The sequence below is a fragment of the Flavobacterium sp. genome (assembly GCF_041911335.1).
Lineage (GTDB): Bacteria > Bacteroidota > Bacteroidia > Flavobacteriales > Flavobacteriaceae > Flavobacterium.
Genome location: NZ_JAYRPD010000035.1, coordinates 55,498 through 72,303, shown reverse-complemented (window position 1 = coordinate 72,303; position 16,806 = coordinate 55,498). Strand labels below are relative to the sequence as shown.

The window sequence follows — 16,806 nt, the reverse complement described above, 5'->3', positions numbered from 1 at the left end:
TTGAATAATTTATACACACAAAGTACTTGATTATCTGATGATTATTTTATGAGTAGAATCATAAAAAAATACTTTTTTATCCTTTTTTTGTAAAAAAAGTTGTCCATAAAACACTTGCGAAAAGAAGTATGGCAATTCCGAACAAAGCTTCATTTATATTAGGAATTAAAGTATAACTAAAAGACGCAACACCTTGAATTCCTAAAACAATTTCATTCAAAACAACGCCAATGCAAAATAAGATTAATCCTAAGATAGTTTTCTTATTCACGGCAATAAAATTATTCACATAAATATAAAACAATAGAAAAAGCGAAATAATAGCTAACAAAATCAGATGTAAATAAGCAATTATTATAGGTCTAAAACCAAAGGCTAATTTACTAATTGCAGGAACGGTGGAACCTAATTGTAATAGGAACTTCGCACTCAAAGCAAAACTGATAAATAAAATCAGATATTTTAAATAATTTGGAAGATTTACGAAGATGGATTTATTTTCTTTAAAAATAGTTTTAAATAGTAAATACCAAACAACTACTTGAACAATTGCCGAAATAGCAGTTAAAATATAAATTAGTAGTGGTAAATCTAACCAAAGCGTTGATAGAAAATACCCTGCAATACAGGACCAAAATAACCAAATAAACGATTGCGAATAAATGCGATTTGAGTTTGAAGTTACTTTTAAATAATCCAACAACAATCCTATGCAAGCAAAGAAAAACCAACCATTGTATTGAAAATGCAAATAGTAATAAATAGAAGCTAAATATTCATTCTGATGGATGTTTTTAGTTGCCATCATATAAGCTAAAGCAAAAGTTCCCAAAGACGAAATCACATTAAAAAATAATGCGGCTTTGAACCATTTTGTTGCTACAGAAGATGTTTCAATTTGTTTGCAATCTTTAAAGAAAGCATAGGCAAACCAATAAGAGACAAAAATAGAAAGGGTTGAAAAAGTTATCGAAATCGCTCCATAACCTTGCATAATAAAGGAAATTAGCATTACATAAGAGCAAATTAAATTCCCAATTAATATAAGATTGTATTTCTTTAATGCGATTTTGTTGAGTGTATTGTGTTTTTGTAGAAAGGCAATGAGCAACGTCATTAAAGTATGCGTAACCCAACCAGCAAAGGCAAAATGAGAATGGGAATGTTGTACACTTTTTTGATCGAGAAGCGGAAATTCAAACAGAATTTTATAACGCATTAAAAGTCCTAATAATGCAACAAGCATCAGATTAAAAATCGAAAACCGAATCCAAAAAGTTGTTTTAAAAGACATCAGTAATATAATTTATGATTAATAATTTCCACTTTATTCGTTTTGCTCATTCTTGAAAGTTCTCGAATCACGGTTTCCACGCGTAAACCTGTAAAATTGGCAATTTCTTGTCTTGTAAATGCTACCAATTCTTTTTTTGCACAATTTGGATTTTTATGAGCATTTAAAAAAGCAATGATTCTAAATTCAGGTTTCTGATTCACAATATCTTTTGTGGTTTTGGCTTTTGTGTGAATTCGTTCTGCCATTAAATTCAAGAATTGTTTCTGAATAAAAGGATATTCTTCTAAAATTTTCAAAAACTTCTCCTTAGAAATTTTTATTATTTTCGAATCTTTAAAGGCTACGGCTGTCGAAGGATACAGTTCATCAATAAACAAAGGTGGTTCTCCAAAGCTCTGACCATTTTTAAAATAGCCTTGAGTAAACTCTTTTCCTTCGTCATTGGAATTGTACATTCTTACGCAACCATCGATAATTTGATAATAAAAATTCGCTGATTCCTCTTCATGAAAAATAATTTCATTTTTCTTGTACTCCTTGGCAATAGCGCCCCAAGTAAATAATAAATCTAAATCAATCTGCATAAAGTAGTTGTGTTGAAGGCTTTAATTCTTTTAGATAAAGCACAAATTAATTTCAATAAAAGTAAAAAAAATATGACTGAAATCATACTAAACCCTAATTTATTTCTTGTAAATTTGTCCCATGAAACAATTACTAATCATATTAACTTTACTAATGTTCCTCAAGCCAATACTTCCGGTTTTAGAATATGCTGTGAATTATGATTACATTGTAACTAACCTTTGTGAGAATAAATCCAAACCCGAATTAAAATGTAACGGAAAGTGTCACTTAACAAAACAATTGGCAATAGCTTCCGAAAGCGGTTCTGAAAATTCTCCAGAAAAAAAGATATCATTCGAACAAACTGAAATCGTATTTTTTCAGGAAATTCAACCGATAGAAATTAGACAAATTTATTTTTTAAATAAAACTTCTATTGGTAACAATTATTCTAACCTTTACTTTCACTTGAATGATTGTGCCTTCTTTCATCCACCTACAATTATTTCTTAATTAAATATTGGTTTTTGTTAGTTCATTTTCTGAATTAACCCACTCAACTTACATCATAATTTCTCTGAAAATTATTTTTCAGATGCAATTACAATCACTTTAATTAAAAAATATAATGAAAACTTCAATAAAATATATTGTAGCCATTTTTGCTATGGCCTTAACTTTCGTGTCTTGTTCAAACGATGATGAAACTACTGTAAATGAATTAGACGGAATTACTAAATTTAAAGAATTCACTAACGATACGCATACTATTGAATTGTATTCTAAAATGGGAAGTTTAGAACAAGGGTACAATGAAATTAGCCTACGAATTAAAGAAAACGGAACCAACAATTATATTAAAAATGCAGAAGTGAGTTGGACTCCACTTATGCACATGACTTCAATGACACATGCGTGCCCATATTCAACAGTAGAAAAAGTAACTGAAAACGGAACTTTATATGAAGGTTATATTATGTTCCAAATGGCTCAAAATGCCACAGAATATTGGGATTTAAAAATCGATTACAATATTAATGGTGTAGATTACACTGCAACAGATGTTATCGATGTACCAGCTTCTACCAAAAGAAAAGTAAATACTTTTATGGGTTCGGATGGTACAAAATACTTAGTAGCTTTAATAGAACCTACTACTCCTAAAGTAGCTGTCAACGATATGAAAGTTGGCGTTTGGAAAATGCAAAGCATGATGAATTTCCCTGTTGTTGATGGCTATACCGTAAAAATCGACCCTAGAATGCCAAGCATGGGAAATCATTCTTCACCAAACAATGTTCATGCAACACAAACACTTGCTGGCGGATTATACAATGGAAAATTATCGTTAACCATGACGGGTTATTGGAAAATCAACTTACAATTAGCTAACGCCGAAGGAACTATCTTAAAAGGAGAAGAAGTCACAGAAACAGTTACTGCTAGTAGTATTTTCTTCGAAATCGAATTTTAATTTTTACTCTAAAAAAGGTCGTTATGACTTAAATAATGACCTTTTTTAAAATCTTTATATTATGAAAAAATTAGTTGTATTTTTTCTGTCACTTTCGTTTTGTTTTACTTTTAGTCAAGAAGTAGATTCACTTAAAACCAAAGAACTTAAAGAAGTTTTGGTGGTAGGAACAAAAGCTCCTTTACACGAAAAACAATCCAAAACACTTGCTACTTTAGACGAATTTTTACAAAAATCTACCAAAGTAGACTTAATTAAAAGAGGCGCTTATGCATGGGAACCCATTATCAACGGAATGGCAACCGAGCGAACCGTTGTTACAATCGACGGAATGCGAATCTTTGGCGCTTGTACCGATAAAATGGACCCTGTGACTTCCTATGTTGAAGTGTCTAACTTGTCTGAAGCTACCATTTCTTCAGGGCAACAAGGGAGTTGTCACGGAAATACGATTGGTGGTTCGATTGATTTAAAAAGAAGCCAACGTCAATTTACTAATGCGGGATGGGAATTTTTTGTCAACTCAGGTTATGAAACGAATAATCGTCAGAAAATCATAGGTTCTGCTATCAATTATGCGGATAGTTTATTTTATGTAGATACCGATGTGATGTTTCGCGATGCCGAAAATTACAAAGCAGGAAATAACAAAGAAATTCAATTTTCTCAGTTCAGAAAACTGAATCTTTCCGCCACTTCGGGTTACCGATTGGCACCTAATAAAAGCATTGAAGCTTCACTAATTTTTGATAGAGCTACCGATGTCGGTTATCCTGCGTTACCAATGGATGTTTCGTTGGCGGAAGCTTTGATTACTTCGGTAAAATTCAATTACAAACCAAGTTTTGATTCAATCGATAATTGGGAAACCAAATTGTATTTCAATACGATTACGCACACTATGGACGATACTAAACGCCCAGATGTTCCTATTCACATGGATATGCCGGGTTGGAGTGATACCTATGGTTTTTATTCCAAAGTAAATGGAAAATACAAAAAGCATCAATTTTTAGCCAATTTGAATTCGTTTTACAATCGTTCGGTTGCGGAAATGACGATGTATCCATCTGATCCAAACGAAAACTTAATGTTTATGTACACTTGGCCCGATGTTCGTACGTTGTATACTGGAATTTATTTGGAAGATAATTTCGAAATCAATTGTCATTCTAATTTGAAATTCACTACCAATTTAGGTTTTCATAATAACAACGTTGCGAGTGATTTCGGCTTACAAAGTTTACAGATTTTCTATCCTGAAATGGAAGCTTCAAATTCTCGATTCCTAAAAAGTATTTCAACCAATTATTTCTACAACAAAGATGAAATTTCGTATGGATTCGGAATGGGGTATGGCGAACGCGCTCCATCAGTTTCAGAAGGGTATGGGTTTTATTTGTACAACAGTTTTGACGGATTTGATTACATCGGAAACCCAAATTTAAAAAATGAAAAATCGGTAGAAGGAAATGCCAATATTGGTTTTAAAAATGAGAAATGGCAAACTAAATTATCGACTTCCTATTTTCATATTTATGATTATATCATTGGAATTCCTGATGCTTCGGTAGCGCCTATGACTATTGGTGCCAATGGAATAAAAGTCTATACAGCTTTAGATTATGCTACTATTTTATCTTCTGATTTTACGGTAAGTTATCAATTATCAGATTTCTGGATTTGGAAAGGACAATTCGTATACAACTTAGGAAAAGACAATGAAAACAACGGATTGCCTTTTATGAGTCCGTTTAATTACATGACCTCTTTAGGCTTTAGACCAGGAAAATTTAGTTCGGAATTACAACTAAAAGGAAATGCTACACAAACTCAATACAACGCTTTTTATGGTGAAGACAAAACACCTGATTATGCAATTGTAAGTGCTAATTTAGGTTATAAATTCACTTTTGAAAAATCAAAAATGATATTAAATACAGGTGTTGAAAACATGTTCGATACTAATTATACTACTTATACCGATTGGAAAAACATTCCAAGAATGGGACGAAATATCTTTGTTAATTTGATGTTTCAGTTTTAAAAAATGCTGCTGTTTAGAAGAATTGGTTTTATAGCGATTTCAAAAAAGTTTCTCCAGATTTAATTCCTAAAGCTAATTCTTCTAAATTCGTGGTTTCTAGCATTCGCGCCAATTCATCACGAATACTTTTGAATTTATCATGCACCGGACAAGGATGTGTTTCAGAACATTGAGATAAACCTAATCCGCAACCATGAAAAACGGCATCACCATCAATAGCATCAACGATTTCTACAAGAAATGTAGTAGCGATGTTCTTTTTAGGGATGTAAAAACCACCATTTACGCCTTTAACAGAATCGATAATCCCAGCTTTTACTAGAATCTGTAAAATTTTAGCAGTAAACGCTTGTGGTGAATCGATTTCTTTAGCGATATCAACAAATCCTACCTTATTTTCCTCTAAGGAGTGTTTAGCAATAAAAATTGCCGCTTTTATGGCATAATTACATGATTTTGAAAACATAAGGAATAGTAATTTAGTAATTAGCAAAGATACGATGGAATTATGATATTTTGTCCGATTTATAGTAACCTATTTTAGAACGAATTCAAGACTCTAGTTCCAATTTGTTTTTTTTATAAGATTGAATCAAAAGATAAATAAAAAAACTTGCCATACTAAACATCAGAATGGTTCCTAAAATGATGAAGGCTAAAACCCAATTTCCACTGGAACTGCTCATTTTACTAAAGCTTTCCGAAGTTAATCCGGCTTGCCAAATGGCACGTTGAATACCCATTCCAATTAATGAAATTAAAAACAACAACAATGTAACCTGTACTATCCAAAAGGTAACACTACCATACATACGCCATTTTGCCGAATTAAAAGTTGGCTTGATAAAGTAAAAAACACCTGCCAAAATAATCATCGTATTGATTCCAATTGTTGTTCCCATAGCATGCGCCACCGTGATATGCGTTCCGTGCGTGTATAAGTTGATGGCTGGAATCGACATGAATAAGGCTAATGTTAAGTTTAGTGTTACCCAATAATCAGAAGCCATTAAAAATCGGTAAGGGAAGAAGTAGTAAAACTGTTTGTTTTCTTTTATTTGTTGGCTCCATTTATAAAAAATACGAATCAAAATAATCCATTCCGTCATGCTCACTGCGTAGGCAATGTAATGAATGTATTTTTCGGTTGGAAGTAAGTAAATATGATGTCCCCAATTAAACATCAAATTAAACATTCCTAGAAAATACATCGCAAAAGATAGTTTTTGATAGGACGATTTTTCATCGCCACTAATTTTTTCCATCAAATAAAAAGCAACGCCATAAATAATTTGATTGATAGCGCCCACGAGCGAACCATTTACTTTCCATTGAATTGTCATATCGGCAATAAAATGTTGTCTGAAATAAGGAAAAATCCACAAATAATTTTCGATAAAAGTAAAAATAAAGAAGATAATTCCAGTAAGCCACATCCAATAGTAAACAGGCCATTTTATCGAAAATCCAACCTGATGCAGATAGAAAACTAAGAAAACAATAAAGGAAACAAAGATCGGTAAAGCCCAAACGGGATTGAATTCCCAATATTCTCTTCCTCCAAAATCACCTGTAAAATAGCTGTAGAAAATTCCTAACAAAGCAATTAACCAAAGTGAAAAATGCAAGTATTGTAAAAAAGTACCAAAACGTGTGGTTTTCATTTTTGCAATGATCAGTGTTACAAAACCTAATCCAGCAGTTATAATCCCTAAATATGCACTACTCACATGAAGCGGACGAAGCGATAAAAATCCCATAACACCCGATTTGGGTTGGGTTATGCGATAACTTTCGGAAGCCAAATGTCCAAAAAACAAACCTAAAACAAACAACACAAGGGCTATTCTGATGAGCCAAATTCCAAAATTCTTCATTTCTTTTCTAAACTAAAAGTTCCTATTATTTCAGGTTGGTAATCTTGCGGATTCGATGTTCCTGTGGCATCTACATTTTTCAAAAAGTGTAAAAGCGCTTTCATTTCGTCATCCGGAATTTCAAAAGCAGGCATCTGTTTTACTCCCGATTTTATTATGCCTTTGATATACGCTTCATTGTTGGCAGTTCTGGAATATACATTCGTTAAATCCGGACCCAAATAACCACCTAAACCATACAATTGATGACACGTATGGCAGTTGTTTTTCTGCCAAACCAATCTACCTTCGGCTACTAAATGAAGTTCTTTTTCAGAATAGGGAGTTGGGCTAAAAAGCGGAATGGCATAAATCCAAATGCTAAACGTTAGAAAACAAACGAAAAGCAACAAAAAAATGCGTTTTGGATGGGCAAGTAAGTTCAGCATTACGAAATAGTTTTTTCTTTTTTAACCGATTTTACGCGGTATCTTTTGGGTAAACAATCTTTTAAAATGATTTCTGCGGTTTGTATTAAATTATAAGTTTCACATAAAAACGGATGCGAATCATAATTTTTGAACTTCATTTTGAAGCGTTTGCTCATCTCGGTAACCATTTCATATACTTTTTCGGTATTTTTCCCCGAAGTGTACAAAGCATCGTATTTCATGAAATGTTGCAGTTGGTTTTTGAATTGCAAAATTTGGTCGTGATGAATGTTTTTATAGCGAATAGGGTGATTTTCAACTTTGTTTAATTTTATTGATTCTATTGAAGAGATTAAATGATTTGCTAAGTCATGTGCATAAACAATTGCTTCTAATAATGAGTTGGAAGCTAAACGATTCGCACCATGAAGACCTGTGTGCGAACATTCTCCAATAGCAAACAATTGCTTGATAGAAGTAGCTCCCAGTTCATCCACGACAATTCCACCACATTGATAATGCGCTGCAGGTGTAATCGGAATTAAATCCTTGGAAACATCAATTCCATTTTCGAAGCAATAATTGTAGACTTTTGGAAATTTTGTTTTAAACGTTTCTATCGGTAAATGTCTTACATCCAACCAAACGTGTTGCGAATGTTCTTTTTTCATTTGATCCGAAATAGCTTTTGAAACGATATCTCGAGTTGCTAATTCGCCATCTGGATGGTATTGAAAAACAAAACGTTCCATTTTTTGATTCAAAATATGAGCACCAAAACCACGAATGGCTTCAGTAATTAAGAACGCTTGACTTTTATTAGGTTCGTAAAGTGCTGTGGGATGAAATTGAATGTATTTCATTTTGTCCAATTTAGCACCCGCTCGATACGCCATCGCAACACCATCACCTGTAGAAACAAACGGATTGGAAGTCACGCCAAACACTTGTCCCGATCCACCGGTTGCTAAAACAGTTGCTTTTGCTACGATGGAAGTCACTTCACTTTTTTCATCAAATCCGATGATTCCAATGCATTTTTGATTGTCTAGCAAAACATCTGTGGCAAAAAAGGAAGTTTTGATTGTAACATTCGGTAAATTCTGAACGACTTGAATCAACTTGGTTTCAATTTCTAATCCAGTTTTGTCTTTGTGATGTACAATACGATTTTGCGAATGACCGCCTTCTAAACCTAAATCCAATTCGCCTGAATTATTCTTGTCTAATTCCACGCCCCATTGAATCAATTCTTGTAATCGGGCAGGAGCTTCTGTAATTACGTGTTCGACTACTTTTTTATCGCAAATGCCTTTTCCAGCCAGTAAAGTGTCTTGAATATGTTGTTGGTAACTGTCTTTGATAAAATCGTGTACTACGGCAATTCCGCCTTGAGCGTAATAGGTATTGCACTCGTCTATAGAAGTTTTGCTAAGTAAGGTAATTTGTAGGTTTGGATTTTGCTCGCTGAGATATTTTGCTAGTGATAATCCCGCTAATCCTGTGCCTACTATGAGTATATCGGTTTCTAAATTTTGCATGATGTTTTAGTTTAGCGCTAACATTCTTTGAATAGGAAGTAAAGCTTTTTCGATGATTTCGTTGTCCAAATGCACTTCTGGACTTTCATCTTGTAAACATTGATAGAGTTTTTCTAAGGTGTTGACTTTCATAAACGCACACTCGCTGCACGCACAAGTATTGTCTTCTTTTGAAGGCGCTGGAATTAATGTCTTGGTTGGATTATCCAATTGCATTTGGTGTAAAATTCCCGCTTCTGTGGCTACGATAAAAGTGTCGTTTGGACTGTTTTTTACATGATTCAACATGCCTGAAGTTGAACCAATGTAATGCGCTACTTTTAATATATGCGTTTCCGATTCTGGATGTGCAATGATGGTAGCGGTTGGATGTTTTTTATATAAATCGATTAATTTTTCTAATGAAAAAGCTTCGTGAACAATGCAAGAACCTTCCCATAAAACCATATTTCTTCCAGTTTCAGCAATTAAATATTTTCCTAAATTTTTATCGGGAGCAAAAACAATAGGTTGGTCTTCTGGAATGGACGCGATTACTTTTTTAGCATTGGAAGAAGTACAAACTATATCGGTTAAAGTTTTCACTTCTGCTGTGCAATTGATATAAGTTACAACCGTATGATTCGGATATTTTTCTAAGAAATTCTTGAATTCATCTGGCGGACAACCATCGGCAAGGGAACAACCTGCTTTTACATCGGGAACGATTACTTTTTTATTTGGATTGACAATTTTAGCTGTTTCTGCCATGAAATAAACGCCGGCAAAAACGATAATATCCGCATCAACTTGCGATGCTTTTCTCGATAATTCTAAACTATCACCCACAAAATCAGCAATTTCTTGAATGGCTTCTTCTTGATAATAATGCGCCAGAATTACCGCATTTTTTCTTTTCTTCAATTCAAGAATTTTCTCTTTTAAATCCGAAGTTGTTTTCATTAGAGGATGTTTTTATCTTTTATTTAATTAAATTTTTTAAAGCTTAAGGAAAGTCTCTCCGGTGTTGAATTCACTAATTAAATCCAAAAGAGAAGTTTCTTTCAGCGTTTTCTTTAAATTTTCACGTAATGGCTTGTACTTATGATGAAAAGGACACGGTTGTTTGTCGGAACAATCATGAAGTCCTAAACTGCATCGGTCAAATAAGTCATTTCCGTCGATAGCTTTTACGAGCTGTTCTAACTTAATGTGTTTCAATTGTACCTTTTCGATTTCAAAACCACCGCCATTTCCTTTAATCGATTTTATGATGTCGGCTTTTACCAAACGTTGTAAAATCTTAGCTGTAAAAGGTTCTGGTGATTCAATTTTTCTGGCAATGTCTCGAATACCACAACGCTTGCCAGCAGACGATTCTGAGGCAATGTAAATGGTAGCTCGTATGGCATATTCACAGGTTTTTGAAAACATAGATAAAATTTACACAAAGTTAGGGATTTTAAATCATCGAAATATGATTTTAGTCATATTCTGATGGATATCCTTTTCTGAAATGGATTGCGAATCGGGTAGTGGTGCAATCGTGTTTTGATAATTTCTGAAATTTTGAATGTAATAGTTTCTATCGTAGCTTAATTCCAATAAAACGTTTTGCATTGCAGTAATATCCCCTGGATTCAATAGAGAAGAATGATAAGTAGTTCGAATTTCAAATGGAATGGAACTCGCTTGAAGCAATTCCAAACAACTTAGAAATTGACTATAAAAATCAGCTTTTGTAATCGCAAAGAATTTTTCTTTCGGACCTTTAAAATCCAAAGCTATATAATCGATGAGTTGTTCCTCTATTAGTTTTTCGAGTACTTTGGGCTGACTTCCATTCGTATCTACTTTGATTAAAAATCCTAAACTTTTCACTAATTTTATGAATGGGATAATGTCTTTATGTATCAAACATTCGCCACCACTAAAAACAACGGCATCCAACAAATTTCTTCTCGATTTTAAAAACGAAATGATTTCGGAAAAGTAAAAAGCCCCTTTTCCGAAAACTATTTCTGGATTGTAACAATAATCACATTTCATATTACACCCTGCAAACCATAAGATACAAGCCGATTTATCGGGATAATCTAACAGTGTGAAGGGTGTAAAACTATGAATGGCTTTTTTGTTTAGAAAATCAAGATTTACATTCTCTAAAGTGGGTTCGTTGTTTGTGTTCACCTTTTTTTCCAATATTAAAGCTTTCTACGGGTCTGTGATAGCCCATTACTCGTGTATACACCAAACATTTGGTTCTTTTTTCATTGTGTTGAAGCAAAGCTTCAGTGGTTTGTGTTTGCATAGGATGTTGTTTTTAAGGTTGCTAATAATTCTTCATCACATTTTGGACAATATTCGTGTTCGCCATTCAAATAGCCATGTTTCGGACAAACGCTGAAAACTGGAGTCACTGTGATATAGGGCAATTTGAAATTCGTAATTACTTTTTTAATGAAATTTCGACACGCTTCTACCGAACTCAATTTTTCGTTCATATATAAATGCAAAACCGTTCCTCCAGTGTACTGACATTGTAAATTGTCTTGTAATAACAAAGCTTCAAACGGATCTTCGGTGTAATCTACTGGTAATTGCGAACTGTTCGTGTAGTAAATATTTTCGCCTTCACCTGCTTGAATAATATCGGAATAACGTTTTTTATCTTCTTTAGCAAAACGATACGTTGTGCCTTCTGCAGGAGTTGCTTCTAAGTTGTATAAATTGCCAGTTTCTTCTTGATAAGCTCTCATTTTGGTTCGAATGTGTTCCAAAATTTCGGTTGCGAATGCCATTCCGTAATCCGAAACGATGTCTTCTTTTCCGTCTGTGAAATTTTGAATCATTTCGTTAATTCCGTTCACACCAATTGTAGAAAAGTGATTTCTGAAATGAGGCAAATAACGTTTGGTATACGGAAATAATCCTCTATCATACATTTCCTGAATGAAAACGCGTTTTTTCTCTAAAGTTGCTTTCGAAATTTCTAACAAACGATCTAAATCGGAATATAATTTGGCTTTATTTCCTTTGTTTAGATAACCCAATCGCGCCATATTGATAGTTACGACACCGATACTTCCCGTCATTTCCGCACTTCCGAATAAACCGTTACCTCTTTTTAATAATTCGCGTAAATCGAGTTGTAAACGGCAGCACATACTTCGTACGGCATTGGGTTTGTAGGCATTTGGATTTTCAACTTTATTGCCGTTTTCATCATATGTATATTGACTTCCGATGAAATTCTGGAAATAAGACGAACCAATTTTCGCTGTATTTTCAAAAAGAATATCGGTATTTTCTCCGTACCAATCAAATTCTTCAGTAATATTAACCGTTGGAATAGGGAAGGTGAACGGTTGTCCATGCGCATCGCCTTCGGTCATAACCGTATAATACGCTTTGTTGATGAGATTCATTTCTTTTTGAAAATGTTCGTAACGCATTTCGGTTATGTCTGAAACGCCTCTTTCTTTAGCTCTTTTTATAAAATCTTCTGAAGTGATTCCTTTAAAAAGATGCTGTTCATTTCGTGTTGGGATTTGCTCTTTCAAATCATCTGGAACCACCCAATCCAATGTAATATTCGTAAACGGAGATTGTCCCCAACGAGCTGGAACATTCAAATTGTAGACGAAACTTCGAATCGCTTTTAAAACATCATCATATGATGAATTATCTTTGAAAACATAAGGAGCCAAATAAGTATCAAACGAACTAAACGCTTGAGCTCCGGCCCATTCGCTTTGTAAAATTCCAAGGAAATTCGCCATCTGTCCTAATGCTTCTCTAAAATGATTAGGAGGACGACTTTCCACTCGACCACGAACGCCGTTAAAACCTTCATTTAGTAAAACGCGTAAACTCCAACCCGCACAATAACCCGTTAAGCAATCTAAATCGTGAATGTGAATATCACCATTACGATGCGCATAACCTTCTTCTTTCGAATAGACTTTATCTAACCAATAATTTGCAATGATTTTTCCTGCGACATTATTGACTAAACCTGCGTTGGAATACGAAGTATTAGCATTTGCATTGATGCGCCAATCGGTTTGGTTGGTGTATTCTTCTATGGTTTGGGTGCTATCGACATAAGTGGTATCGTCATTTAAGCCTAAAACGTGTTCTCGCTGAAGTTTTCGGGTGTGACGGAACAGCATGAAGGAACGCATCACTTCATAATGACCATATTCGAAAAGCGTTTTTTCAATTTTATCTTGAATATCTTCAACTGCCCAAGTGTCTTCGTGCGATAACAATTGGAACACGGTTTCAATTACTTTTGGATTTAAAGTTTCGCTTACACTGGCAAAAGCTTTTGTGATGGCTTCTTCTATTTTGAAAGGTTCAAATGGTAAATACGTACCATTTCGTTTGATTACAAATTTGTCCATAATGCAGAATTTTATTGTGGTATGGAACAAATTTAAATATTAAAAAGACTTTTTAGTCTTGTTTGAATAAATAGTAATCAACAAATTATGAAGTGTTTTTGTTAATAAGTTGTTTTGATAAATAGGAGTTTCAATTTTAGTCATTGGAAATAAAAAACCCTGTAAAATCTGTAGGTCTTCAAACTAAATCAGTCCACTTTTTGCTGACGATATACAACTGCTGAGTATTTTAAAAGTGGTAATACCGAGAGTTTTTATCCTTTTATAGAAGTGGTTTTTTAAATTTCCGATGATAGTCATTATCATGTACCGATTACGCTTTCTGCTTTTGGGTATGCTACTTATAAGGGGAATTGATTTTTCTTGATTTGTTGGGGGAGAAGGGAAAAGTGAAAAGGATGGGCTTTACTTCGTAAAGCCTGTGCTTAGGGTTATGAGATTTAGCTACGCTGAACTTACGTTTCTATTCTGCGGAATGAAAGCTTTTCCTGCGTAAAGCAATTGCCTACTGCTTAGGAGATTCTGAAATGATTCAGAAGTGTCGGGATAGAATAACAATATAAAAAAAAAACGCTCAAGACAACTTGAGCGTTTTTTTTTATTAATAATTTACATAATCGGTGATTTCTAATCCGTAACCTATCATTCCTACGCGTTTAGTAGGAGCGGTGCTGTTGGATAGTAATTCGATTTTGGTAATGTCTAAGTCGTGAAGGATTTGGGCTCCGATTCCGAAATCTTTGGTGTCCATTTTAATTTGTGGGGCACGCATTTCGCCTTGAGATTGTAATACTTTTAATTCGGCAATACGATCTAATAATTCTAAGGATTTAACTTCTTGGTTAATGAAGATGATTGCTCCTTTTTCTACTTCGTTAATTTTACGGAAAATATCGTCTAGTTTCTTATCGTTGTTATCGGTAAGTGTCCCTAAAATATCATTGTTGACTTGGGTTGTGTTGATTCTAGTTAATACAGGTTCGCCTGCATTCCAAGTTCCTTTTGTTAAAGCAATGTGTACTTGTTTGTTGGTTGTTTGTAAATAGGCACGCATTCTGAAGGTTCCGAAACGGGTTTGAATATCAAAATCTTCTTTCTTTTGAATCAAACTGTCGTGTTGCATACGGTAGGCTACTAACGCTTCAATAGAAACCAATTTTAAGTCGAACTTCTTAGCGACTTCTACCAATTGCGGTAAACGTGCCATTGTTCCGTCTTCGTTCATGATTTCTACGATAACACCAGCTGGTTTAAATCCTGCTAAACGAGCAAAATCAATAGCTGCTTCGGTGTGACCTGTTCTTCTTAAAACGCCACCTTGTTTGGCAATTAAAGGGAAAATATGTCCAGGACGCGCTAAATCGTAAGGTTTGGTCTCTGGGTCAATTAAAGCCTGAATGGTTTTCGCTCTATCAGCAGCAGAAATTCCCGTAGATACGCCATTACCTTTTAAGTCAACCGAAACGGTAAAAGCGGTTTCCATGTGGTCGGTATTATTACGAACCATAGCATGAAGGTCTAGTTCTTTACAACGCGATTCTGTTAGAGGAGCACAAATTAGCCCTCTACCGTGTGTTGCCATGAAGTTAATCATTTCAGGCGTTACTTTTTCGGCTGCAGCAAGGAAATCGCCCTCATTTTCTCTGTCTTCATCATCTACTACTATGATAACTTTTCCTTGACGGATGTCTTCAATAGCTTCTTCAATTGTGTTGAGTTGTATGTTATTTGACATGGTATTAGTTGTTGTCGTCGTTAGTTTGTGTTATTTTATTAAAAAGTTTTTTAAACGGGTCGGTTATCCAATCAAAATTAATCATGATTCCAATATCGTTTGTAGCACGATAGGTTAAAATCACTGCAAATGGCGTCATTAAAATAGAAGCCATCCAAGCGCCTAAGAATGGTGGAATAGAATCTTGTTGGGCTACTTTTCTTCCAAAAGTATTAATGAAATGAAATGTAATAAAAATCAAAACAGCAAATACAATAGGTAAACCTAAACCTCCTTTTCGAATGATAGCTCCTAATGGTGCTCCAATGAAAAACATTAAGAGACATGAGTAAGCAATCACAAATTTTTCATGAATGGCTAACCAGTGGTTGTTGATGTTCTTAGACTTATTTTCTAAATCGGTTTTGTTGCTTTGTATGCTAAATTCAGTACTAATTGCATTATTTTTTGCAACTTCAAGAATTTGTTTACGTTCTTCTACTGTTAAAAGAGATAGAATTTCTTTATTCGTACTTTTATTTATTGGAGCTTTTACATTTTGGGGTGTAATTTCTCTATGTGAAAAAATATTATCGTTTCTATTTACCAAATTAGTAGCATAAGAAGTTGCATCCTTTTTATAACTTTGTTCAAGCGAATCGATAGTATATTTCAATTCAATAGAAGTTAACATTTTTTCAGATGTAATGTTGCCCTCGTCAATTTCAGCTTGATTTAGTTTTGTTAAATCGATGTTGATGACGTACTTTTTAAAGCTACTCTTAGCGAAAGGAACTCTTTGACGTTCTTCATAGTTTTTGGGATGAATGTCTTCGTAATAATAACCATCGTATAATTCTAGTTGTAAATAATTCGAATCGTCTTCACTGGTTAAAACTCCTCTTTTTGCTTTAATAATGGTGTTTGCGCCTAAACCCATGTTACTATTTTTAACATGCATGGTAACGTCTTCTAAAAATTCGCCATTATCGCCTGACTTTTTCCCCACTTTAATATTAGAAGTTCCGATAGTATTAAATTGCCCTTCAGCAATTGCCATGGCTGGTTTTTGCTGTACAATGGTTTTTCTAAGATTAATGAATTTATATTGCGCATCAGGAATCACGTTATTGGCAAAGAAGAATGATACAAAAGCTAATATTCCAATTGTAATCGTAAGCATTTTCATGGCTCGTTGTAACGATATACCTGATGATTTCATTGCCGCAAACTCATAGTTCTCGGCAAAACTACCAAAAGTCATGATAGAAGCCAATAAAACCGAAAGCGGTAATACTAATGGAACAATAGTAGGCGCGTAGAACGATAAAAATTTGATAATAGTGAAGAAGTCTAAATCTTTACCCGCTAATTCAGCAATGAACAACCAAATTCCTTGTAAAACGAATATAAAAAACAAGATTACAAATACCGAAGCAAATGTAATCATGAAGGATTTAATAATGTATTTATCTAAGATTTTCACCCGAA

16 protein-coding genes and 1 pseudogene are annotated in these 16,806 nt (G+C 34.0%); 4 read left to right on the top strand and 13 right to left on the bottom strand.

What is annotated here, in order from left to right:
• Window positions 1-76: 76 nt before the first annotated feature.
• Window positions 77-1,246 (bottom strand): hypothetical protein, encoded by a 1,170-nt coding sequence (locus ACE3PD_RS04950; protein ID WP_374400121.1) that lies wholly within the window; start codon window positions 1,244-1,246, stop codon window positions 77-79.
• A 47-nt stretch (window positions 1,247-1,293) separates the two neighbouring features.
• The gene (locus tag ACE3PD_RS04945; protein ID WP_374400119.1) at window positions 1,294-1,881 is read right to left on the bottom strand and encodes a Crp/Fnr family transcriptional regulator; all 588 of its coding nucleotides are present in this window, start codon (window positions 1,879-1,881) and stop codon (window positions 1,294-1,296) included.
• 121 nt (window positions 1,882-2,002) lie between these two features.
• Between ACE3PD_RS04945 and ACE3PD_RS04940 the strand changes: the two genes are divergently transcribed.
• From ACE3PD_RS04940 to ACE3PD_RS04930, 3 genes are all read left to right on the top strand, one after another.
• Window positions 2,003-2,377, top strand: coding sequence for a hypothetical protein (locus ACE3PD_RS04940; RefSeq protein ID WP_374400117.1), 375 nt, complete (start codon window positions 2,003-2,005; stop codon window positions 2,375-2,377).
• A gap of 115 nt (window positions 2,378-2,492) precedes the next feature.
• Window positions 2,493-3,338 (top strand): FixH family protein, encoded by an 846-nt coding sequence (locus ACE3PD_RS04935; RefSeq protein WP_374400115.1) that lies wholly within the window; start codon window positions 2,493-2,495, stop codon window positions 3,336-3,338.
• A 61-nt stretch (window positions 3,339-3,399) separates the two neighbouring features.
• Window positions 3,400-5,385: a TonB-dependent receptor plug domain-containing protein gene (locus ACE3PD_RS04930; RefSeq protein ID WP_374400113.1), complete on the top strand. Its 1,986-nt coding sequence runs from the start codon at window positions 3,400-3,402 to the stop codon at window positions 5,383-5,385.
• Window positions 5,386-5,413: 28 nt separating this feature from the next.
• On the opposite strand, the gene ACE3PD_RS04925 is transcribed toward ACE3PD_RS04930, so the two are convergent.
• The 9 genes from ACE3PD_RS04925 to ACE3PD_RS04885 all read right to left on the bottom strand — a co-directional run bounded on the left by ACE3PD_RS04925 (window position 5,414) and on the right by ACE3PD_RS04885 (window position 13,601).
• Window positions 5,414-5,851, bottom strand: a complete 438-nt coding sequence (locus ACE3PD_RS04925; protein ID WP_374400110.1) for an Rrf2 family transcriptional regulator — start codon at window positions 5,849-5,851, stop codon at window positions 5,414-5,416.
• An 85-nt stretch (window positions 5,852-5,936) separates the two neighbouring features.
• Window positions 5,937-7,262, bottom strand: coding sequence for a cbb3-type cytochrome c oxidase subunit I (locus tag ACE3PD_RS04920; protein WP_374400107.1), 1,326 nt, complete (start codon window positions 7,260-7,262; stop codon window positions 5,937-5,939).
• The gene (locus tag ACE3PD_RS04915) at window positions 7,259-7,690 is read right to left on the bottom strand and encodes a cytochrome c (RefSeq protein ID WP_374400105.1); all 432 of its coding nucleotides are present in this window, start codon (window positions 7,688-7,690) and stop codon (window positions 7,259-7,261) included. The genes ACE3PD_RS04920 and ACE3PD_RS04915 overlap by 4 nt, the downstream gene beginning before the upstream one ends.
• Window positions 7,690-9,213, bottom strand: coding sequence for an L-aspartate oxidase (nadB, locus tag ACE3PD_RS04910; protein ID WP_374400102.1), 1,524 nt, complete (start codon window positions 9,211-9,213; stop codon window positions 7,690-7,692). The genes ACE3PD_RS04915 and nadB overlap by 1 nt, the downstream gene beginning before the upstream one ends.
• Before the next feature lie 6 nt (window positions 9,214-9,219).
• The gene (gene nadA / locus ACE3PD_RS04905; protein WP_374400099.1) at window positions 9,220-10,155 is read right to left on the bottom strand and encodes a quinolinate synthase NadA; all 936 of its coding nucleotides are present in this window, start codon (window positions 10,153-10,155) and stop codon (window positions 9,220-9,222) included.
• Between the two features lie 36 nt (window positions 10,156-10,191).
• On the bottom strand, window positions 10,192-10,626 hold the full coding sequence (locus tag ACE3PD_RS04900) for an Rrf2 family transcriptional regulator (protein WP_111567272.1): 435 nt from the start codon (window positions 10,624-10,626) through the stop codon (window positions 10,192-10,194).
• A gap of 33 nt (window positions 10,627-10,659) precedes the next feature.
• Window positions 10,660-11,382, bottom strand: coding sequence for an anaerobic ribonucleoside-triphosphate reductase activating protein (locus ACE3PD_RS04895; RefSeq protein WP_374400097.1), 723 nt, complete (start codon window positions 11,380-11,382; stop codon window positions 10,660-10,662).
• Window positions 11,339-11,503: an anaerobic ribonucleoside-triphosphate reductase gene (gene nrdD / locus ACE3PD_RS04890; protein ID WP_111567273.1), complete on the bottom strand. Its 165-nt coding sequence runs from the start codon at window positions 11,501-11,503 to the stop codon at window positions 11,339-11,341. The genes ACE3PD_RS04895 and nrdD overlap by 44 nt, the downstream gene beginning before the upstream one ends.
• The gene (locus tag ACE3PD_RS04885) at window positions 11,484-13,601 is read right to left on the bottom strand and encodes a ribonucleoside triphosphate reductase (protein ID WP_374400093.1); all 2,118 of its coding nucleotides are present in this window, start codon (window positions 13,599-13,601) and stop codon (window positions 11,484-11,486) included. Before ACE3PD_RS04885 ends, nrdD begins: the two co-directional genes overlap by 20 nt.
• Window positions 13,602-13,811: 210 nt before the next feature.
• Between ACE3PD_RS04885 and ACE3PD_RS04880 the strand changes: the two are divergent.
• A pseudogene (locus tag ACE3PD_RS04880) lies at window positions 13,812-13,958 on the top strand (hydroxyisourate hydrolase); the annotation flags it as partial.
• 244 nt (window positions 13,959-14,202) lie between these two features.
• Here the strand turns inward: ACE3PD_RS04880 and ribB are convergent.
• Window positions 14,203-15,336, bottom strand: coding sequence for a 3,4-dihydroxy-2-butanone-4-phosphate synthase (gene ribB / locus ACE3PD_RS04875; RefSeq protein ID WP_374400091.1), 1,134 nt, complete (start codon window positions 15,334-15,336; stop codon window positions 14,203-14,205).
• A gap of 4 nt (window positions 15,337-15,340) precedes the next feature.
• Window positions 15,341-16,801, bottom strand: a complete 1,461-nt coding sequence (locus tag ACE3PD_RS04870) for an LptF/LptG family permease (RefSeq protein WP_374400089.1) — start codon at window positions 16,799-16,801, stop codon at window positions 15,341-15,343.
• Window positions 16,802-16,806 lie beyond the last annotated feature (5 nt).